The sequence below is a fragment of the Streptomyces sp. NBC_00654 genome (assembly GCF_026341775.1).
Lineage (GTDB): Bacteria > Actinomycetota > Actinomycetes > Streptomycetales > Streptomycetaceae > Streptomyces.
The window spans coordinates 33213-53943 of record NZ_JAPEOB010000003.1; the positions used below are offsets into that span (position 1 = coordinate 33213).

Sequence of the window (20731 nt, forward strand, 5' to 3'; positions counted from 1 at the left end):
CGGGGGGTGAGGACATGGGGGGTGAGGACATGGGGACGGACGACAGCAACGGCCGGACCGAGGCCGCAGCCGCAGGCACGAGCGCGGGCACAGGCCGAGGCACAGGCCGAGGCACAGGCGGCACCACGGACACCGGCGCTGACACGGGCAGGGCCTCGGGCGCGGATGCGAGCGCGGGCGCGGATGCGAGCGCGGGCGCGGGCGCGGGCTCCGGCGGGAGCGGGGACAGCGGCCGGGACGCGGTGGCGCAGGGGCGTGCGCTCTCGGCGGCCGTTCACGCCGTCCTCGCCCGGATGGACGCGCACGCCGGGCGCGCCCGCACCCGCACCACCCGCCGCCCGGACGCGACCTCCACCCCGGACCCGGACCCGGACACCGGCGCGGTCCCGGACACCGGCGCGGTCCCGGGCACGGCCTCCAGCACCGCCGGCCTCGTGGCCACGCCCCCCGGCGGCACCGGCCCCGCCGCCCTCGACGCCCTCGTCGCCTGCTTCGGCCTCAGCCCGTTCGAGCGCGAGATCGTCCTGCTGACCGCGGCGGCCGAGCTGGAGCCCACCACGGCCGCCCGCTGCGCCGCGGCCTGCGGGGACCCGGAGCGCGCGTTCCCCACGTTCTCGCTCGCCCTCGCCGCGCTGGGCGATCCGCACTGGAGCGCCCTCACCCCCGTCGCCCCGCTGCGCCGCTGGCGGATCGTCGAGCTGGACGACGAGTCGCGGCTGACCACGTCCCGGCTCCGGCTGGACGAGCGGATCCTGCACTTCCTGGCCGGTTCGCCCTACCTGGACGCCCGGTTGCACGGGCTGCTGCGCCGGACCACCGTGCCGGACCTGCTGCCCGCCTCGTACGACCTGGCGGCGAGCCGGGTCGCGGCGGGCTGGGCGGGGGCGGGGCGCGGGGCGCCGCTCCGGGTCGAGCTGGTCGGCGGCGATCCGCGGACGCGGGCGGACATCGCGGCGATGGCGGCCCGCCGCTCGGGGCTCGGGCTGTACGAGATGTCGGCCGCCGATGTTCCGTCCGCTCCGGGCGCGCGGGACCTGCTGGCCCGGCTGTGGCAGCGCGAGGCGATCCTGCTGCCCGCAGCGCTGCTGGTGGAGGTCGGCGACCTGGACCGTGAACAGGCCGCCGCCACCGACGCGTTCGTGGAGTGCGCCGCCGTACCGCTGGTGGTTTCCAGTCCCGACCCCCGGCGGACGGAGCGCCCGCGCGGGGAGCGGGTCACCGTTCCGCCGCTGGACGCGGACGAGCAGTTCGGGGTGTGGACGGACGCGTTCGCCGGCGTACCGGAGGTGTCGCCCGGCGATCTGCGCGACCTCGTGGCCCAGTTCTCGCTGCCGCCCCACCTGGTCCGCTCGGCGGGCGCGGCGGTGGCCCGGGATCTGCCCGGCGAGGACACGCTCGACGCGACCGGACTGGCCTGGCAGGCGGGGCTCGCCGAGGCCCGGATGGGCATGGACGAGCTGGGCCGGCGGATCGAGCCGCACGCGGGCTGGGGCGATCTGGTGCTGGCGGACCGGCAGTTGAAGGTGCTGCGGGAGATCGTCGCGCATGTGCGGCAGCGGCCCACCGTGTACCAGGAGTGGGGCTTCGCCGAGACCCTCCGCCGGGGTCTCGGGGTCACCGCACTGTTCGCGGGCGGCTCCGGTACGGGCAAGACGCTGGCCGCCGAGGTGATGGCGCGGGAGCTGGGCCTGGACCTGTTCATCATCGATCTGTCGCAGGTGGTCAGCAAATACATCGGCGAGACCGAGAAGAACCTCCGCAAGGTGTTCGACGCCGCCGAGCAGGGCGGGGCGCTGCTGCTGTTCGACGAGGCGGACGCGCTGTTCGGCAAGCGCAGCGAGGTCAAGGACAGCCACGACCGCTACGCGAACCTCGAAGTCAGCTATCTGCTGATGCGGATGGAGGCGTACCGGGGGCTCGCGATCCTCACGACGAACATGAAGCAGGCGCTGGACACGGCGTTCATGCGCCGCATCCGCTTCGTCGTCGACTTCCCGTTCCCGGGTGAGAGCGAGCGGGCCGAGATCTGGCGCCGGGTGCTGCCCGCGCGGGCGCCGATGAAGGGCGTCGAGCCGGAACTGCTGGCCCGGCTGACCGTGGCGGGCGGCTCCATCCGCAACATCGCGCTGTCGGGTGCGTTCCTGGCGGCGGAGGAGGGCGACCGGCTCCAGATGCGCCACATGCTGGAGGCCGCCCGTACCGAGTACCTCAAGCTCGACCGTTCCCTGACGCCCTCGGAGGTGCACGGATGGGTCTGAACGAGCAGCGACGCGACGAGCCGCATCCGCCACCGCGTCAGGAACCGCAGCAGGAGCCGCGTCAGGGAACGGTACGGGTCGACATCGGCGAGCTGGTCCTCGACGGGTTCGGCCGGGTGGACCCGGAGCGGGTGTCGGAGGCGTTCCAGGCGGAGTTGGGCAGGCTCGTACGGGAACGGGGAGTACCGCTGGCCGCCGACGGCGGGCAGGCGCTGGAGTCCCTGGCGGGGCTGCCCCCGCTGCCCGCGACGGTCTCCGCCCGGCGGCTGGGGCAGGAGCTGGCCCGCGCGGTGCACACAGGGCTCTCGGGCGGGGGTGAGGCGTCGCGATGAGTACGTCCCACTCGCAGGAGTCGCGTACGGACCAGTCCCCCAAGCGGCGCAAGCGCAAGGAGCGTGCGGCGTCGCACGCTCCGGAGCCGAAGAACATCGTCAGCGGTGCGGGCCAGCCGCTCGACCTGAGCGTGCGGCGGGAGCTGGAGGAGCAGCTCGGCCACGACTTCGGCCGGGTGCGGCTGCACACCGATCCGGACGCGGGCGCGCTCACCGAGATGCTCGGCGCGGACGCGGTCGCGGTCGGCCAGGACATCTTCTTCCGTGAGGGGACCTACCGTCCGGGCACGGTCGACGGACAGCGCCTGCTGGCCCACGAGTTGCTGCACACGGTGCAGAACCCGCACGGTCTCGGCACCCTGCGCGCCGGGCGTGCCCCGGGTGCGGTGAGCCTGCCGCAGCAGGCGATGGAGCGGGAGGCGGAGTCGGCGGCGCAGGAGTCGGTTCGCGCCGATGGGCAGGCGGCGACCGGGTTCGGGGAGAGCGCGGCCCAGGTCGGGAAGGGGCAGGCGACGCCCGGCTGGCTGCGGTACGCGACCGTGGACGCGGACCGGAACCGGCTGGAGCAGATCGACCCGGCGACGCTCGTGGAGCGGCTGGCGAACTCCGTCGTACGCTCGCTGCGCGGTGACCCGGAGGACCGCTCCAAGCGCACCCGTACGCAACTCGCCAGGCTTCCCGAGGAGTTGCAGGACACCGTCCTGGAGCGGCTGGAGACCAGGCTGCTGAGCTCGGAGCACGAGCGGGTGCTCGACCTGGTCGACGAGGTCGAGGCCTACGACGATCTGGAGCGCGACTCCCTCGAAGCCCCCGCCGTCGAGAGCGATCCGGCCCAGGAGCTGTGGTACGAGCGCGAGATCGCGCGGCGGGAGGACGAGGAGGAGCGGGCGGAGGCCGAGGAGCCCGCGGCGGCGCCCGGTCCGGAGAAGGAGCAGGAGCAGGAGCAGGGCGCCCCCGGCAGTACGCCGGAGAACACGGGCAGGCCCCAGCACGGCGGGCAGGACCAGGAACCTGGATCGGGGGCCGGTACGGGGGCCGGTACGGGCATCACGGCTCCCGGGAACACCGGCGTCGGTACGGCCCCGGAGGCACCGGCGGGCGGGCAGGCGGAGGCAGCGGCCCCGGCCCCGGCCCCGGCGCCGCAGCAGGAAGCCCCGTCCTCGTCCTCCTCCGCTTCGTCGGCGGGCGGTGGCACGCGGTCCTCCGAGAAGGCCGCGGGCGGCCGGGCGGGGCAGGAAGGCCAGGCGGGCCAGGAGGGCCGGGAACAGCAGGGCGCCCCGGCGGCGAGCAAGGAGGAGTCCGCCGCCAAGAACCGGCCGGGCGCGACCGAGTCGCTCGTGGCGGGCCAGCAGCTGAAGCCGGAGGACAAGCAGGGCTCGGACAAGCCCACGGGCCCGGCGTCCGTGACCGGCAAGGACACCCAGCTGCCGGGTGCGTTCAGCACACTCGACGGCGTACGCAACCAGGATCTCGACGGTCCGGAGGAGAAGTCCGACGAGGACCCGTTCGGCTCCGGCGGCGGGTCGGAGGTCGAGGTCGGCGGCGGCCAGGACAGCGCGTGGGACGTCAAGCTCCAGCCGGAGGACTTCCTTCCGGCGCAGGACCTCGATGTGTCCGCCGTACCGACCGCGGACAAGCTGGACCCGTCCTCGTCCGCCGGCTCGGCCGCTCCGTCCTTCCCCGCGCCCCCGGTGACCAAGGCCGAGCAGGTGCGGGCCGAGCGGGAGGCGGAGGACGCCGAGGACGCGGCGGCGGAGGCCGTACCGGAGGAGGACGGCACCGGTCCGTCCGACGGTACGGAGCCCTCGGCCGAGGCGGACGGGGCCGGGCCGGCCGACGGGCAGCTCGGGGGACTCGCGCTGGAGCAGGCCGCCGGGCCGCTGCCGGGGACGACGTCGAAGGACCCGAAGAGCGGTGACGACCCGAAGGCCGGGCCGGTCGCCGCGCAGACGACCGTGCAGGAAGCGCCGGGCGGGACGGAGTCCGGGAGCGATGCCAAGGAGGCGGCGGCCAAGGAGGAGAAGGGCACTCCGGCCGGGGGCGAGAAGCAGAGCGGCGCCCAGGAGAAGGCCTCGCCCCAGGCGGTGGCGGGCGCCGCGGCGGCACCGGAGCCGGCCGCGAAGGAGGAGCAGAAGAAAACCGACGCCGCTCCGGCGGCCCGGAGCGAACCGGCGGCGGACGCGCAGTCCCCCTCCCCCGCACGGGACACCCATGTCTCCGGCGGATCCCACACGGATACGTCGGGCGGCGCGCCGAGCACGTCACAGGACAGCGGCCCGTCTCAGCCCGAGCCCGTATCCCGTACGGAGAGCCCGGCACCGAAGACCCCCGCCGCCCCGGAGCCCACGAAGCCCGCCGACGCCCCGACCTCGGCCAAGACCGCCGCTCCCAAGAACACGGCGTCCAAGTCGGCACCGGCCGCGAAGGGTTCGCCCGGCGGCGGAGGCGGAGGCGGGGGTGGCGGGGGCGGGGGCGGGGGCGCCAAGGCGTCCGCCCCGGGCAAGGGCAAGGGCAAGAAGGACTCGGGAGCCGCGCCGAACCTCTCCGGGGTGGCCCCGGAGGCCGGTCTGTCCACCGCCTCGAAGCTCAAGCCGCACAAGGCGCTCCAGGCGATGAGCGGGGTCAGCGGTTCCGTGGACCGCACGGTCGGCGACGAGCACAAGAGCCTCGCTGCCGCGCCGCCCTCGATGCAGCGTCCGGCCGGGGCGCCCCAGACGCTCCAGGGCAAGCCGAAGGCGGCCGAGGCGGCCCAGTACTCCCAGGATCCGGCGGCGAAGTCCGAGGCGCCGAAGGACGAGAAGGCCGAGGTCGAGGGCGAGAAGGAACCCGAGGGCCAGATCGAGGCGGAGAAGGCCGAGGAGCCGGGCGGCTGGGACACGTTCAAGATGGCCCTCGGCTTCATCGGCGGCAAGATCGTGAACGGGATCGCGAGCGCCTTCGGCGCCGACAAGCCCGTGGTGGACCCGCAGGAACTGGCCGCCAAGTTCGCCGGTCTGCCGACAAAGGACGAGGCGCTGAAGAAGGCCCAGGCGGGCAACGCGCCGGGCGTGGAGATGCAGGGCGCCGCCGAGCAGACGGCGGGCGAGCAGGGCACAGCCGTCGACACCAAGGGCCAGGAAACAGTCACGACGGGCAAGGACGACGCCGGTCGCCCGATGGGCGAGAACCAGGTCTACCCCAATGCTCCCAAAGAGCAGATGACCGCGAAGGTCCCGGGCGGCCAGGGCGGCAAGGGAGCCGCGCCGGACGGCGGCGCGGGAACCGGAGCCGTACCGCCCGAGGCGGCCTCCGAGGTGGCGGAGCACGAGAAGGGGCCGGAGTTCCAGGCCGCTTTCAGCGACGGCCAGAAGGGAATGTCCGAGGGCCGCCAGACCAAGGACAAGGACTTCCGCGACTCCCAGCAGAAGCACAAGGCGAAGGTCGACGCCGAGGTCGCGACCAACACCGCCGGTCAGGCGGGCGAACGCGAGAAGGCTCTTGCCGATGTCGACGCCGAACGTGCCGACTGGCGCAAGGAGCAGGACGCCGAGCTCAAGAACCTGGGCACGAAGAAGACCGAGCGGCACGAGAAGGTCCGCACGGACGTCGAGGACAAGGAGAAGAAGACCGACGAGGACGTCACCAAGGAGAAGGAGGACGGCGACAAGAAGATCCGGGACGAGAACACCAAGGCCGAGAAGGACGCGGAGAAGGAGCGCGACAACAGCGTCGAACAGTCGGGCAACTGGGTCAGCAAGGCGTTCGACTGGATCAAGCAAAAAGTCATCGACATCAAGAACGCGATCGTCCGCGTCATCAAGGCGGCGCGGGACGCGGTCGTCGGCTTCATCAAGAACTTCAAGGAGACCGTCGAGCGCTGGATCAACGAGGCACGCAAGTTCATCGTCGAGGCGATCAAGAACCTGATCAACGATCTGATCGAGTTCGCGAAGGCCATGGTGCGGGCCATCATCGAACTGGCCAACAGCATCAGGAAGTTCATCACGGGCCTGATCGAGGCTGCGATCGCCCTGGTCAACAAGCTCGCGACGATGCTGAAGCAGATCATCACGGATCTGCTGGACGCCATCGGCAAGCTGCTGAGCAGCATCCTGGACTTCCTGAAGAAGATGCTCGATGCCGTGGTCAAGGCGGTCGTGGACGCGGTGAAGGCCGTCCTGGACTTCGCCTCGAAGCTGCTCAGCGCGCTCGGCGACTGGATGCTCATCGCGGTCGACTTCCTCTCCGACCCCGGCGGCTGGCTGGGCGGCGCGAAGAACTCCGCGGTGGACGGGGCGAAGAACCACCTCTTCCGCGAGGTCAAGGCCGCGGTCAAGCAGTGGTTCAACGACAAGATCCAGGAAATCATCGGGGTCCCGAAGGCCATCTTGGACAAGCTGCTCAAGGGCGGCATCAAGATGGAAGAGATCGTCAAGGAGGCCTGGGACGCCGTAGTCCCCCAACTCCCCCTGATCATCGGCGAACTCGTCATGACGAAGATCGTCGCCAAGCTGATCCCGGGCGCGGGCTGGGTGATGGCCGTCATCGACGCCATCCGCACGGCCTGGGGCGCACTGAGCGCGATCCTGAGCGCGCTGGGCATGGTGCTGGACTGGCTGAAGTCCGTACGCGCCGGGGGCGCCGGAATCCTCTTCGCCAAGGCGGTCGCGGCGGGCGTCGTCGCCCTGCTGGAAGTCCTGTACCAGGCGCTGATGACGGGCATCGGCAAGTACGTCTCCAAGGTCGGCACCCGCCTCAAGGGCGTCGCGGCGAGGCTCGGCAAGGGCGGCGACAAGGGCAACGACAAGGGCCCGGGTGCGGCCGGCTCGGACGACAAGGGAAGCAACGGCGACAAGGGCAAGGGCGACGACAAGAAGGGCCAGGACCCGAAGACCACCACGCCCCCGAAGTCCACGGCGCCGGGCCCGAACGGCAAGCCGAAGACGGGCCCCGGAGACGGCAAGAAGCCCACGACGACGCCGACGTCCACGTCCAAGGACAAGAACGGTCAGCCGAAGGACAAGGACGACAACAAGCCGGACACCCGCCCCACCCCGTCCCCGAAGCCCAAGCCGAAAGCCGAGCCCCCGGCAAAGCCGAAGACCGAGCCGGACACGAAGCCGAAGGACGGCACTCCGGGCAAGCCCAAGGACGACAGCAAGGACTCCACCAAGCCGAAGGACGACAAGGACACCCCGGCCAAACCGAAGGACCAGGACCCCACCAAGCCCAAGGACAAGCCCGGCGACAAGGACACCCCGGGCAAGACCACCAAGCCGAAGGACAAGGACGGGGACGGCAAGAGGCCCAAGGACAAGGACGACACCAAGAACCCGAAGAAGCCGAGGGACGACAAGCACAAGGACCGGGACAAGGACGGAAAGCCGAAGGACAAGGACCCGGCCAAGGAGAAGCAGGAAAAGAAGGATCAGCGCAAGAAGGACGAGGATTCGAAGGAGTCCAAGGAGGACCGGCTCCAGAAGATCATCACTCGCCTTCGCCCCAAGCTGACGGCGGTTACTCGACGTGGCATCGGGGGGATCCCCCTTAGGGCGCTTCTTGGGGCGTTGCGCTCCTGGTACCGACTCACTTCTCTCGATCAACAGAAAACAGGAAAACAGGAAAAAGTAACTGCCACCCTCAACCCTAGAGGGGACGCACGCAACAATCTTGAGGAGGCCCAAAGCATTATTGAAGGGAACGAACCAGATTTCGCCAGAGCCATCGGAGATCAGGCCAACAAAGTCGCCGCTGACCATCGAATCGGTCAACTGGCGGCAGCCGTCAACAAGGATCAGGAAAAGGTACAGAATTCCCGGAACGCGGCACGCCAGGCCGCGCATAAGCAAGGGGATGCCGAAGGAAAGTCGAAAAAAGAGATAGAAAATATGGAGCGTAAGGCCGCCGCCTCCGTCCCGCCGCGTCCGGCAGGCGCCCCGATTGTCGAATCAGCCGCAATGCGGACAGGCGCCCGCCCCATCGGCTACGAAACCATCGACATGGCCGCCCGTTCCCGCATGGAAGCAATTGTCGGGGAACTACACAGGGGGGCCAGCGGTAAGCCCAACCCGGCCAACGTCCAGGTACAGACCGGCCTAGGTAGCGGGCATTACCATCAGAAACCGGCAAAACTCGGAAGTAATCCTCGAGAAGCCATCCCCCAAAAACTTCAAAAGGTCGAGAACCTCATAGTCGAGAGCATGCAGGGTACGACTCTCAGTATCACTCAAAAACACGCAGTAGCAAGAGAGCAGATCCAGAGGGCTTATTTCGAGATCCTGCAGAGGAAAATCCCTTCGGACAAATTCTTCCAGCAGAATCCCGAAGCGCTCAAAACTATCACAGGCGCCGCACGGCTCATGGGGGTAGTGGAAGGAGGCAGACACACAACTGCATCACTCACAGGCGTAATGGCCTGGAAGGCCTCCACGATTCCGGGCGTCACCTGGGACAACGTAGTAAATGACATGAACTACATGGCACCCAAGGATGCCCCTAAATCCGCTGATTACATGTACGATCCCGACCAGATCGCAAAGGATCACTCAAAGAAAAGAGATCCGGGACTGACGAGCCACGGCAGGAAAATAAATGCCGCGGTTCCAAAAATGCGGACACGCATGACCAGTCTTCTGATTCACAGCTTCGCACAGTACAAGTCGGAGAACATCTACTTGGGGAAGCAGCAGCTCATCGACGAGTTCCCGAACTGGGTCCTGAAGAATTCCGTTCCCAATATCTCACCCGATGGGGGTATTTCCTCCCCCGTCGCCCCAGGCCCCGGCTGGGAACAAAACCGTGAAGGTCTGTGGATTCCAGAGTGATCTCGAAACAAGAAGGATCAGGAAATTGAACGAGCGTGTTCATCTCGTACCCAAGACGCCCTTTAATAGAGAGGAAATGGAGCGGATTGCCGCCGGGCTGGATTGGACTGTACACAGAGTAGTCGAGCGGACAAAAGGCGAACCCGACGGCGTGCCTTTCGAAATCATTTGGCTCTCCAATGATCAAGAATCAGCAATCCACTGGATCGAAGACCATCTGCTCCAGGTGGATTATATTGCGATCACGGGGCCCTCGCGCCTGCACACGGCAGAAACCCTGAGCAACATCATCGAATTCCACACCCCTACCTCCATGGTCGATCTTTTCAGCAGTACCCGTGACGGAGATGCCCTCATGGATGCGGTCAGGCTGCTCAGCATTCAATGCCAAGAACAATTTGACCACAAACTTTTCTCCCTCCTGCGCTGGGCCGTGAATGACCCGACCCCGATAGTCCGACGAGTCGCCCTGGTGGTCGCATCCACCATCGAATGGGAGCAGATCGAACCGCTCGTTCAGTACGTACACGACCACGATCTAGATGAATTGGTTCGATTCGAGTCAGGAGAGGTGCTCAAAATTATCCGTGATCGGGCCGCGCACACTGGATCCGGCAATAGGACGGGAAGCGAACAGTGACCCGCTACGCAGACATCCCCAAACCCATCCGCTCCGGCATAGTCGTCGTCGACCCCGAGCGCGGCACCCCCCAGCGCATCATCGTCCTGCAGTTCAACCCCGACACCCTCGAACGCTCCCTCGCGCCCCAGTCGGCCGGCGGTAGTGGGGACTCCGGCGGCGGCGGGAGTGGGTCCGGGGACCGGAATGAGGCCCTTCGGCTCAAGGGGCCCGCTCAGGAGACCTGGAAGTTCACCGCCGAGATCGATGCCACCGATCAGTTCGAGGTGGCCGCCCCCGATGGCATCCATCCGGAGCTGGCCACCCTCGAAATGCTCGTGCATCCCACCACCGCGCAGCTCCGGGAGGCGAGCCGGCTGTCCAAGAAGGGGACCATCGAGATCAGCCCGATCGAGATGCCGCTGACCCTCTTCACCTGGGGCAGCAAGCGCGTGATGCCCGTGCGGATCACCGAACTGGCCATCAACGAGTCCGCGTTCGACGTGAACCTCAATCCGATCCGGGCGAGCCTCAGCATCGGTATGAAGGTGCTCAGCGTCAGCGATCTGCCGGCCGGGCACCGCGGGGCCGATCTGTACATGGCGCATCTCGCGCAGAAGGAGCGGCTCGCCAGGGCCGCGCGCAGTGGGGGGCTCGCCTCGTTGGGGCTGGCCGGGGGCAACACCGTCATGGGGAGGGGCTGAGTCGAGGCCATGGCCGACATCGAGCCGTACGAGAACGCGCTGGACGCCATTCCCGGTGCCCACCCCTATCCGCGCTCCAGCCGGTACCACGACGCCGAGATCGGGGTGCACCGGATGGCCGACGGGACCGAAGTGCGGTACACCAAGCGCCGGTTGCTGCCTCCGCTGAGCGACGCCGTGGACGACGAGACCGCGCCGCACACCGTCAGCGGCGGGGAGCGGCCCGATCTGCTGGCGCAGCACTACCTCGGGGACCCAGGGCAGTGGTGGCAGATCGCCGACGCCAATCCCGTACTGGATCCGTACGAGCTGACCGAGGAGGCGGGGCGGGTCATCGCGGTCCCGCACGCGGGGGGCTTCCCGGGAGCGGGGGCGGGGGCGCGGTATGTCTGATCAGCCCGTGGGGGGCGGGCCCATCCACATCACGCTGGAGGCGGGGCCGCGGCTGACCCGGCCCGTTCCGCCGGAGGTCACCGAGGCGTTGCTGTCGGCGCAGATCACCGCGACGGCCGGTGAACGCAGCGGGTTCCAGCTGGCGTTCGACCTGACCAAGCAAGGTGCGCTGTCCCGACAGCTGCTGCCCGAGGGGTTCTTCGATCCGAAGACCCGGGTGATTCTCAGTGTGAGCGTGAAGGGCACCGCCTGGGTGCTGCTCGACGGGCTGATCGTGCGGCAGGAGGTCGGCGCCAGCAATCAGCCGGGGCACTCCACCCTCACCCTGACCGGTGAGGATCTGACCCTCCTGATGGACCTGGAGGAGCGCACCGACCGCTATCCCAATCTGCGGCCCTCGGGGCGCGTCGCGCGCATCCTGTCCCGGTACGCCGACTACGGCATCGAGCCCCATGTCTTCCAGGAGAAGATCGAGCAGCCCCCGCACGAGCGGCTCCGGGTCGACTACCAGTCGGGCACCGATCTGAGTTACGTGAACGAGCTCGCGCGGGCCAACGGGTACACCTTCTACCTGGAACCGGGGCCGCGCCCCGGCCGCTCGGTCGCCGTGTGGGGCCCGGAGGCCCGGCTCGGGCAGCGGCAGCACGCGCTCAACGTGAACATGGACGTCAACTCGACGGTGGACCAGCTGACGTTCGCGTACGACGGGACGGCCCGCGAGGAGCCGCAGGCCCGGGTGCAGGACCCGGCCACCCGGGACAGCCGGCTGCTGCCGCAGCCCGACATCGGGCCGCTGCGCCCGCCGCTGGGCCTCCGCGCCACGCCCGCGTTGAAGCGCCGCACGCTGTCGGGTACGGCGAAGCGGGAGTCGGGGCAGGCGCAGGCCGAACTGCTGGCGCGGGCCGCGCTGTCGGCGGACGCCATCTCCGGTTCCGGGTCCCTGGACGTGAACCGGCACGGGTACATCCTGCGTCCGCGCGAGCTGGTCGGGGTGCGTGGCGCCGGGGTGACGTACGACGGCGACTACTTCGTCAAATCCGTCACGCACAACATCAGGCCCGGTTCGTACCAGCAGAACTTCACGCTGTCGCGCGAGGGCCTGATCGCCCGCAGCGACACCGTACGGCCCTAGGGCAGCAGAGGCAGCAGAGCCCGCTACAGCGGAAATGGACCAGGAGAGCTTCGCATGGCTGCAGGACCGAACAACCGGTTTCTCGGCAAGTTCCGGGGGCGGGTGGTGAGCAATGACGATCCGCTGAGGATCGGGCGGGTCACGGTCAAGGTGCCGGACGTCCTGGGCAACGAGACGTCCACGTGGGCCATGCCCTGTCTGCCGTTCACCGGGCCGCAGTCGGGGCAGTACGTGGTGCCCGCCGTCGGGGCCGGGGTGTGGGTGGAGTTCGAGCAGGGCGAGGTCAGCTTCCCCATCTGGACCGGGTGCTGGTACGGGGACAGCCAGGAGTTGCCGCCCGACGCGCTGACCGGTTCCGCCGCTCACCAGAACGTGGTGATCCAGACCTCCGACCAGCACAAGTTCGTGATGGGCGATGTGCCGGACGGGGGCCAGGGCATCCGGCTCCAGGCGGCGAGCGGGGCGTACATCCAGCTCGACGAGAAGGGCGTGACGATCGCCAACGGGCAGGGTGCCTCGGTCGTACTGACCGGTGGCGAGGTCAACATCAACGACGGCCGGCTGGTCGTGCCCAAGAAGCCGTAGCCGCGTAGCTACCACCGTAGCCGCGTACCTACCGCCGTAGCCGCAGCCGTAGCCGTAGCCGATCGCAACGAGAAGGAATGACGGGGAGAGGACTCTTGTCCACACGCTCAGGGACCATCGTCAGCGCCGCCGCCACGCTCAGCTGCCCGCACGGCGGCCGGGCATCCGCCACCGCCGGGCAGCCCGCCGCCGTGCGGCTGGACGGGCTGCCCGTCCACACGGCCGCCGATGTCTTCGCCGTGCACGGATGCCCGCACACCGTCGACGGGGTGCCGCATCCGTGCACCACCGTCCGGTGGAGCCCGCAGCCGGGCGGTGTCCTCGTCGACGGCATGCCCGTGCTGCTGCACACGAGTGCGGCGCAGTGCTTCGGCGCGGCACTCGTGCCGCAGGGGCCGCCGTCCGTCGCGGCCGCACCGCGGGGGGTGAGCTGCGCATGAGGGCGAGGACCGTACGCGACGACATCGCGTTCCCGTTCCGCGTCGACCGGCGTGGGCGCAGTGCGCATGCCCCGTACGACGACCATGTGCGCGATCTGGTCGAGCAGTTGCTGTTCACCAGTCCGGGCGAGCGGGTGATGCGGCCGGACTTCGGCTGCGGGCTGCTGGACCTGGTCTTCACACCGAACAGTCCCGAGCTGGCTTCGGCCCTGGAGCTGTCGGTGCAGGCCTCGTTGCAGCGCTGGCTGGGCGAGCTGATCGAGGTGGAGTCCCTGGACGTGGTGAGCGAGGAGAACGTGGTCCGGGTGTATCTGCGCTATGTGGTGCGCTCCACCGGGAGCCGGCGCGACGAGGTGTTCGAAGGGAGCGGGCCCGCATGAGCAACCCGAGCAGGGAGTTGGTCTGCCGCACCGACGGCAGGCGCGGCAAGGTGCGTGCGGCGCGGCTCGGCGGCGTGGACGCGGTGGAGGCCGGTGACGACGGGCTGACGCTGACGGTGACGTTTCTCGGCAAGGCGCCGCACGGGCTGTGCCCGGAGAACATCCGGATCGACGGCGGCCGCCGGATCACCGGGATCGAGGCGGTCGAGGTGGCCGTGGAGCGCGAGGAGGACCCGGAGCTGGACGACCGGCTGCTCGTGACGGTCGACCGGACCGGGGACACCTCGCGCTACCGGCTGTCGGTGGTGGACACCGATCCGTACGGGCGGCCGGGTACGGAGCCGTTCCCCGGGTTCGACCAGCGGTACTTCGGGGCGGAGTTCACCTTCCGGCCGGACTGCCCGACGCCCTTCGACCGCGTGGACGGGGCGGCGGGCGCCGACCCCGCTCCCCGGACCGAAGCGCCCGTCATCGACTACACGGCGCGCGACTACGAGTCGGTGCGCCGGCTCGTCCTGGACCGGCTGGCGCTGACCACGCCCGGGTGGGTGGAGCGCAACCCGGCCGATCTCGGTGTCACGCTCGTCGAGCTGCTGGCGCACGCGGCGGACCGGATCAGCTATCAGCAGGACGCGGTGGCCACCGAGGCGTATCTGGACACCGCCCGCAGGCGGGTGTCGGTGCGGCGTCACGTACGGCTGATCGACTATCCGATGCACGACGGGTGCAATGCCCGGACGCTGGTCACCGTCGAGGTGACGAAGCGGATGACGCTGCGGCCGGGGACGTTCCGGTTCGCCGCCGTCGATGTCCGTACGCTGGGGCCGCGCGACCGGCCCGAGATGGGCACCGTCATCGAGGACCGCGATCTGGCGGTGCTGGCGGAGCGCGGTTCGGTGGAGGTCTTCGAGCCGGTGGTGGCCGGGGAGCCGGCCGAGCTGCGGCCCGCGCACAACACCGTCCGGTTCTGGACGTGGGGCGACGAGGTGTGCGCCCTGCCGAAGGGCGCGGTGTCGGCGACGCTGCGCGACGAGTGGGCCGACAAGAAGTGCACGGTGCGGGCGCTGGCCCTGGCGCCGGGCGATCTGCTGGTCTTCGAGGAGGTGCGCGGGGCGCGTTCGGGTACGCCCGGTGACGCGGACCCGGCGCACCGGCAGGCCGTACGGCTGACCTCGCTCACGCCGGGCGTGGACCGGCTCTCCGGGCAGCCCGTGCTGGAGGTCACCTGGGCGCGCGAGGACGCGCTGGCGTTCCCGGTGTGTCTGTCGACCCGGGGCGGGCCGGGCTGTGAGCCGGTGGCGGATGTGAGCGTGGCGCGGGGCAATGTGGTCCTGGTCGACCACGGCAGGTCACTGACGTTCGCGGGGGCGCCGCCGGAGACGGTGACCGTGCCGCCGGAGCCCGCCGTGCTCGGTTCCTGCGAACCCTCGGGCTTCGACTGCGGGGACACCGACGCGGGCAACGCGACGGCTCGGCTCGTCGTGGCACGCCTGGAACAGACCCGGCACGGACGGCTGTTGACCGCCGACCAGGTGCGTGAGCTGTCCGCGCTGGCCGGTGAGGCGGAGGTGACGCGCGCCGGGATCGGTCTGGAGCTGGCCGGGCGGCGGCGCGAGAAGGTCGTACCGGGCACGGCGTACGAGCAGGCGGAGGCGCTGGCGACGCTGCTGGCGCAGACCGTCTATCCCGGTGTCCGGCCCCGGTTCCGGCCGGTGCTCCAGCGCTCCCCCGTCGTCCAGGCGGCACCGTTCCCGCTGCCGGAGCATGTGTCGGCCGGGCAGGCCGACCGGCTGGCCGCCGTGCCCGGACGGGTGCGGGAGCGGCTGGTGGAGCTGTGGCGCAGCGCCCGTGACCACGACGGGCTGGCGGAGGCGGAGATCGATGAGCTGACCGTGCTCTTCGGGCTGCGGGTGCTGGAACATCTGGAGCTGCACCTCCATCCGGTACGGGCGCTGCGGGAGCTGCTGCACCGCAGTCCTCGGCTGCTGGCACCGAAGCTGCGCAGGCTCGATGTGCTGACGGCGCGGGCACGGGCGGGTTCGGTGCTGGACGCGGGCATCGCCTGGGAGATCGCCAGGAGTTGGGGGCCCGGCCATGCGGCCGGGCTGCGTCCGGACGCGCCCGTGCTGCGGGGTCCCGCGGCGGCCCTGGTCCAGGATCCGCGGGCCGCGCTGCCCTCGGTGACGGCGGTGGACGGTGAAACGGTGTGGACGGCGCGCCGGGATCTGCTGTCCAGCGGGCACCGGGACCGGCATCTGGTCGGTGAGCTGGAGGACGACGGGCGGATCGCGCTGCGCTTCGGCGACGGCCGTCATGGTGCCCGGCCGGGCCCCGGCACCCGGCTCGAACTGCACTACCGGCTCGGCGGCGGTACGGCGGGCAATGTCGGTGCGGAGGCCGTGAACCATCTGGTGCTGCACCGCGGTCCGGAGGCCGAGGACTCCGGGGAGGCGATGCCGGTGGCGGGGGTGCGCAATCCGCTGCCCGCCGTGGGAGGTACGGAGCCCGAACCGCTGGAGCAGGTACGTCAGTTGGCTCCGCTCGACCTGAAGCGCACCCGGCAGCGGGCGGTGACCGCCGAGGACTACGCGGCGCTGGCGTCCGCGCTGCCGGGGGTGCAGCGCGCGGCGGCGGAGATCCGCTGGACGGGCAGTGTGCAGGAGGCGCATGTCGCCGTCGACGCGCTGGGGGCCGGGGAGCCGGCGCCCGAGCTGCTCGACGCGGTGGCGTACGAGCTGGAGAGCTACCGGCGTATCGGCCATGACCTGGTGGTCGGCCCGGCCAGGAACGTACCGCTGGACATCGCTCTGTCGGTGTGTGCGGCGCCCGGTCATCAGCACGGGCAGATCCTGGCGGAGCTGTACCGGCTGCTGGGCAGCGGGCGGTTGCCGGGCGGGCGGCCCGGGTTCTTCCACCCCGACGCGCTGGTGTTCGGTGAGCCGGTGCGGCTGAGCGCCCTGGTGGCCGCGACGGCCGCCGTGCAGGGCGTGGAGAGCGTGACGGTGACCCGGCTGCGGCGGCTCTTCGACGACGGGACCGACCGCGACGACGGCGCCGGGCGCGGTGGCGGCCTCCTCCGCGGGGGCGGCGACACCATCTCCGGCGGCGGCGACGCGGAGTACGGCCGGGACGACGATCCGGCCCTGGAGGCGGGCGTGCTGCGGCTCGGCCCGCTGGAGGTCGCACGGTGCGACAACGACCCCGACCGGCCCGAGAACGGCCGGCTGACCATCGAGCTCGCCGGAGGTACCCGATGAGCGGCGCGCACGACTGCGGCTGCGGCTGCGGCGGACATGACGAGCGCCGGGCGCCCGCGCCCCTGTACAACCCGCCGGGGCGCACGGCCCTGGACTACCGGGTCGGGGAGTACGGCTCGTTCCTGGCGGCCATGAAGGACCGCCTGGCCTCCCCCGCCTATCCGGCGCTGCGGGGGCTGACGGTCCGGACCCCGGACGATCCGGCGGTCGGGCTCCTGGACTCCTGGGCCGTCGTCGGTGATCTGCTCACCTTCCACTCCGAGCGGATCGTGGACGAGGCGTATCTGCGCACCGCGAACGAGTACCGCTCGCTGGCGCTGCTCGGCCGGCTGGTGGGGCACCGGCCGCGGCCGGGGATCGCCGCCGACACCCATCTCGCGTACACCCTGGACCGTGATCCGCGGGACGCGGACGTGGAGGTGGTGATCCCGCGCGGGGCGCGCAGCAACAGCGTTCCGCTCACGTCCGAGGACGAGTCGCAGGTCTTCGAGACCTCCGCCGATCTCACGGCCCGCGCGTCGTGGAACGAGCTGGCGGTGCGCCGGCGCAGGCCCTCGCTGCTGACCGAGGAGGATCTGACCGGGCGTTCCGAGATCCAGGTCGCGGGTACGACGACGGGGCTGACGGCCGGTGACCGGCTGCTGTTCGTCTTCAAGGGACAGCAGGGCGGCCCGGACGGGCAGGAGCCGGGGAAGCGGCTGATCCGGACCGTCGCCCGGCTCCGGGTCGACCGCGAGGAGGACGTGACGGGGATCGGGCTCCAGCAGTCCGCCCCGCCGACCCTCGCCGAACTGGTGGACCTGCTCCGGGAGTGGATCACGGAGGACGAGCGGGCGGTCGAGGACGGCGAGCCCACGCCCGACAACCCCAATCCGCGCCCGGTCAGCCGGTACATCGAGGAGTTCGACGCCCAGGTACTGGCCCCGCTGCGGGCGGACCTGGACACCATCGCCTCACCCGCACGTCTCGCGGCGCGGCTGGCCGGGCCGCACGAGCGGCTGGCCGAGGCGCAGGCCGTGGCCCGTGCGCACGAGGACGTCGCCGCCTGGTTCGAGCAGTTGGAGGCGATGGTCGGCGAAGTGATCGCGCAGGCGGCCGACCTGGAACCGTCGCGGCCCGCGCCCGAGGCGCTCCGCCGCGCGCTCCCGGCCGCTCCGGCGGCGCTGCGGGCGCTCGGTGCGGTGCTTCCGGCGCTGCGCGACGGAGTCGTACGCCCCGGTTCGCACGCCGGTTCGCACGCCGGTTCCCGCGCTGCCGGGCGGGCCGGGTCCCCGGGCTCCGGCGCGGACCGGCTGGCCGCGCCCGGCCCGGACCTGGGGGCGCGGCTGCTGGCGGCGCTCGACCCGCGGATCGCCGACGGGATGTATCCGGCGTGGCGGCAGTCCGCGCCGACCGCGCCCGCGCTGCTCCACGAGGTGCAGGCGCTGCGGGTGACGACGTCCCCGTTCGGGGCGATGGCGCCGCTGCGGCCGGTGCAGGACGCGCGGGGGCGGGTGATCAGGCAGGCCGACTGGCCGCTGACCGGCTCGGCCCTGACGACGATGCGGGTCGTGTTCGACACGGCGGGCCGGGTCCCGGTGCGGGCGGAGTTCCAGTACACGGAGACCGGTTCGTCGGTCCAGCAGTCGGAGAACCTCCAGGCCGAGACGACGTTCGAGCTCGGCCCCGGCCGGGTCACGGTGACGGCACGGGCCGCTCAGGACCACGATCTGAGCTGGCTCCAGCGGCGGCCCGCCGACTCGCAGGAGCCGGGCGTCACCGCCCGGCTGCACGAGGGGCTGCCCGAGCGGACGCTGTTCGTGTCCCGTCCCGGTGAGGACGGCCGGGTCCATGTCGTCGTGCACAACGGCGAGCCCAGGGAGTGGCGTCTGGCGCCCGGTGACCATGAGCAGGTCCGGCACGACGGCTATGAACTGACCGTCCGCTACACGGTGGGCAGCGAACCGGCCAACGTGGTGATCGGCATCGCTTCGGTGCCGGAGCCCGCGAACCGGCGGGTGATCTCCCTCGACTCGGTCCAGGACTCGGTCACGGTCGGCAGCTGGATCGCGATCGAGCGCCCCCGCAAGGGGGCCGAGGGGCCGGACGGCATCCCGGGCGACCCGGACCTCCGGTCCGTGACCACCCGGGTCACCGCCGTACGCACCGCCGTGTACACCGACTTCGGCATCACGGGCCGCGGTACGGAGCTGACGCTGGCCGATCCCTGGCTCGACGAGCACGATGTGCTGCTGTCCACGATCCGCGACACGGCCGTGCACGCGGGCGGTCAGCCACTGCGGCTCGCCGAGGAACCGCTCGGCGAGGACGTGCACGGCAACGAGCTGGAGCTGGCCGAGCTGTACGACGGACTGCGTCCGGGGCGGCAGCTGATCGTGTCCGGGGAGCGCACGGACGTACCCGCCGTGCCCGGCACCGAACTGGTGACGGTCGCGGAGGCCGAGCAGGTGCTGGACCCGCTGGTGCCCGGCGACCATGTGCACACCCGGCTGACGCTGACGACGGATCTGGTCCACCGCTACCGGCGCGCCACCGTGCGCGTCCGGGGCAATGTGGTGGCGGCCACCCATGGCGAGAGCCGGGAGGAGCCGATCGGCAGCGGGGACGCGGACCGGGCCAACCAGACGTTCGCGCTGTGGCAGTCGCCGCTGACCTGGCTGCCCGCCGACAATCCGCTGGGGGCCGTCCCGGCCCTCGAAGTGCGGGTGGACGGGCTGCTGTGGCACGAGGTGGACAGCCTCGCCGGGCGGGGACCGCGCGAGCGCGTCTACGTCGGCGGGGTGTCGGGCGGCCGGACGACGGTGACCTTCGGCGACGGGGTGCACGGGGCCCGGCTGCCCACCGGCCACGAGAACGTCCGGGCCCGCTACCGCTTCGGGACCGGCCGGGCCGCCAACGTCCGGGCGGACCGGATCACCCAGGCGGTCACCCGGCCGCTGGGCGTCACCGGGGTCACCAATCCGCAGCCCGCGACGGGCGGCGCGGACGCGGACGGCCCCGCCCTGACCCGGTCCACGGTCCCGCTCGCCGTGTCGGCGCTGGACCGGCTGGTGTCGGTCGCCGACTACGAGGACTTCGCCCGCTCCCGGGCCGGGATCGGCCGGGCGGCGGCGCGCGAGGTCTTCGACGGCAGGCGGCGGCTGCTGCACGTGACGGTCGCCGGGGTGGCGGACATCCCGGTCGCCGAGGACTCCGACGTGCTCACCGCGCTGCGCTCCTCGCTCGCCCGGTACGGCGACTCCCGGCTGCCGGTGCGGGTACAGGTGCGCGAACCGGTCCTGCTGCTCCTCGCGGCGAAGGTGAAGGTGGCCCGCGACCACAGCTGGCAGCTGGTCGAACCCCGGCTGCGCCAGGCCCTGCTGGCCCGGTTCGGCCCCGCCCGGCGCGAGCTGGGCAGCCCCGCGCATCTGTCGGACGTGCTGGCCACGGCCCACTCGGTGCCCGGCGTCGGCCATGTGGACGTGGACGTCTTCGGCGGGGTGCCCGCGTCCTTCACCCCCGAGGACCTGCCCGCGCTCACCGAGTCCCTGGCCGAGCCGCGGCGCACGGTCGCGGCGCGGCTCGCGGCCTACGACGAGGACGTGCACCGGGTCACCGCGCCGGAGGGCGAGACGCTCACCTCCGTCGCCGCCCGGTACGGCATCGGCCTCGATGAACTGCTCCGCCTCAACCCGGACATCACCGACACCCGGCCGCTCGCGAAGGGCCGCGCGGTGTTCGTCTTCCGCGGCATCCGGCCCGCGCAGCTGGTCCTGCTGTCACCGGACGTCCCGGACACGCTGATCCTGACGGAGGTCACCGCATGAACACCCAGGAAGGGAGCGCCGC

At 71.0% G+C, this 20731-nt stretch carries 12 protein-coding genes; all 12 read left to right on the forward strand.

Annotation, left to right across the window (positions count from 1 at the left end):
• Positions 1-293: 293 nt before the first annotated feature.
• Positions 294-2258: an ATP-binding protein gene (locus OHA98_RS32610; RefSeq protein ID WP_266932494.1), complete on the forward strand. Its 1965-nt coding sequence runs from the start codon at positions 294-296 to the stop codon at positions 2256-2258.
• Positions 2249-2590: a hypothetical protein gene (locus tag OHA98_RS32615; RefSeq protein ID WP_266931076.1), complete on the forward strand. Its 342-nt coding sequence runs from the start codon at positions 2249-2251 to the stop codon at positions 2588-2590. Before OHA98_RS32610 ends, OHA98_RS32615 begins: the two co-directional genes overlap by 10 nt.
• Positions 2587-9393, forward strand: coding sequence for a DUF4157 domain-containing protein (locus tag OHA98_RS32620; protein ID WP_266931077.1), 6807 nt, complete (start codon positions 2587-2589; stop codon positions 9391-9393). Before OHA98_RS32615 ends, OHA98_RS32620 begins: the two co-directional genes overlap by 4 nt.
• Positions 9394-9418: 25 nt before the next feature.
• Positions 9419-10033 (forward strand): HEAT repeat domain-containing protein, encoded by a 615-nt coding sequence (locus OHA98_RS32625; RefSeq protein WP_266931078.1) that lies wholly within the window; start codon positions 9419-9421, stop codon positions 10031-10033.
• Positions 10030-10716, forward strand: a complete 687-nt coding sequence (locus OHA98_RS32630) for a hypothetical protein (RefSeq protein ID WP_266931079.1) — start codon at positions 10030-10032, stop codon at positions 10714-10716. Before OHA98_RS32625 ends, OHA98_RS32630 begins: the two co-directional genes overlap by 4 nt.
• Before the next feature lie 9 nt (positions 10717-10725).
• A complete protein-coding gene (locus tag OHA98_RS32635) occupies positions 10726-11109 on the forward strand; it encodes a hypothetical protein (RefSeq protein ID WP_266931081.1) in 384 nt (127 codons plus the stop codon).
• The gene (locus tag OHA98_RS32640) at positions 11102-12241 is read left to right on the forward strand and encodes a hypothetical protein (RefSeq protein ID WP_266931083.1); all 1140 of its coding nucleotides are present in this window, start codon (positions 11102-11104) and stop codon (positions 12239-12241) included. Before OHA98_RS32635 ends, OHA98_RS32640 begins: the two co-directional genes overlap by 8 nt.
• A gap of 54 nt (positions 12242-12295) precedes the next feature.
• The gene (locus tag OHA98_RS32645; protein ID WP_266931085.1) at positions 12296-12826 is read left to right on the forward strand and encodes a phage baseplate assembly protein V; all 531 of its coding nucleotides are present in this window, start codon (positions 12296-12298) and stop codon (positions 12824-12826) included.
• Positions 12827-12921: 95 nt separating this feature from the next.
• A complete protein-coding gene (locus OHA98_RS32650; protein WP_323179679.1) occupies positions 12922-13266 on the forward strand; it encodes a hypothetical protein in 345 nt (114 codons plus the stop codon).
• The gene (locus OHA98_RS32655; protein ID WP_266931089.1) at positions 13263-13646 is read left to right on the forward strand and encodes a GPW/gp25 family protein; all 384 of its coding nucleotides are present in this window, start codon (positions 13263-13265) and stop codon (positions 13644-13646) included. The genes OHA98_RS32650 and OHA98_RS32655 overlap by 4 nt, the downstream gene beginning before the upstream one ends.
• Positions 13643-16903 carry a putative baseplate assembly protein gene (locus OHA98_RS32660; RefSeq protein WP_266931090.1) on the forward strand — a complete coding sequence of 1087 codons (3261 nt, stop codon included), beginning with the start codon at positions 13643-13645 and terminating at the stop codon, positions 16901-16903. The genes OHA98_RS32655 and OHA98_RS32660 overlap by 4 nt, the downstream gene beginning before the upstream one ends.
• Positions 16900-20709, forward strand: coding sequence for a putative baseplate assembly protein (locus tag OHA98_RS32665; RefSeq protein WP_266931091.1), 3810 nt, complete (start codon positions 16900-16902; stop codon positions 20707-20709). The genes OHA98_RS32660 and OHA98_RS32665 overlap by 4 nt, the downstream gene beginning before the upstream one ends.
• Positions 20710-20731 lie beyond the last annotated feature (22 nt).

Bases quoted from the DNA above. Each gene is read 5' to 3' on its own strand.
- OHA98_RS32635 (WP_266931081.1), top strand. From the start codon at position 10,726: ATGGCCGACATCGAGCCGTACGAGAACGCGCTGGACGCCATTCCCGGT.
- OHA98_RS32655 (WP_266931089.1), top strand. From the start codon at position 13,263: ATGAGGGCGAGGACCGTACGCGACGACATCGCGTTCCCGTTCCGCGTC.
- OHA98_RS32645 (WP_266931085.1), top strand. From the start codon at position 12,296: ATGGCTGCAGGACCGAACAACCGGTTTCTCGGCAAGTTCCGGGGGCGG.
- OHA98_RS32620 (WP_266931077.1), top strand. From the start codon at position 2,587: ATGAGTACGTCCCACTCGCAGGAGTCGCGTACGGACCAGTCCCCCAAG.
- OHA98_RS32665 (WP_266931091.1), top strand. From the start codon at position 16,900: ATGAGCGGCGCGCACGACTGCGGCTGCGGCTGCGGCGGACATGACGAG.
- OHA98_RS32640 (WP_266931083.1), top strand. From the start codon at position 11,102: ATGTCTGATCAGCCCGTGGGGGGCGGGCCCATCCACATCACGCTGGAG.
- OHA98_RS32660 (WP_266931090.1), top strand. From the start codon at position 13,643: ATGAGCAACCCGAGCAGGGAGTTGGTCTGCCGCACCGACGGCAGGCGC.
- OHA98_RS32610 (WP_266932494.1), top strand. From the start codon at position 294: ATGGACGCGCACGCCGGGCGCGCCCGCACCCGCACCACCCGCCGCCCG.
- OHA98_RS32615 (WP_266931076.1), top strand. From the start codon at position 2,249: ATGGGTCTGAACGAGCAGCGACGCGACGAGCCGCATCCGCCACCGCGT.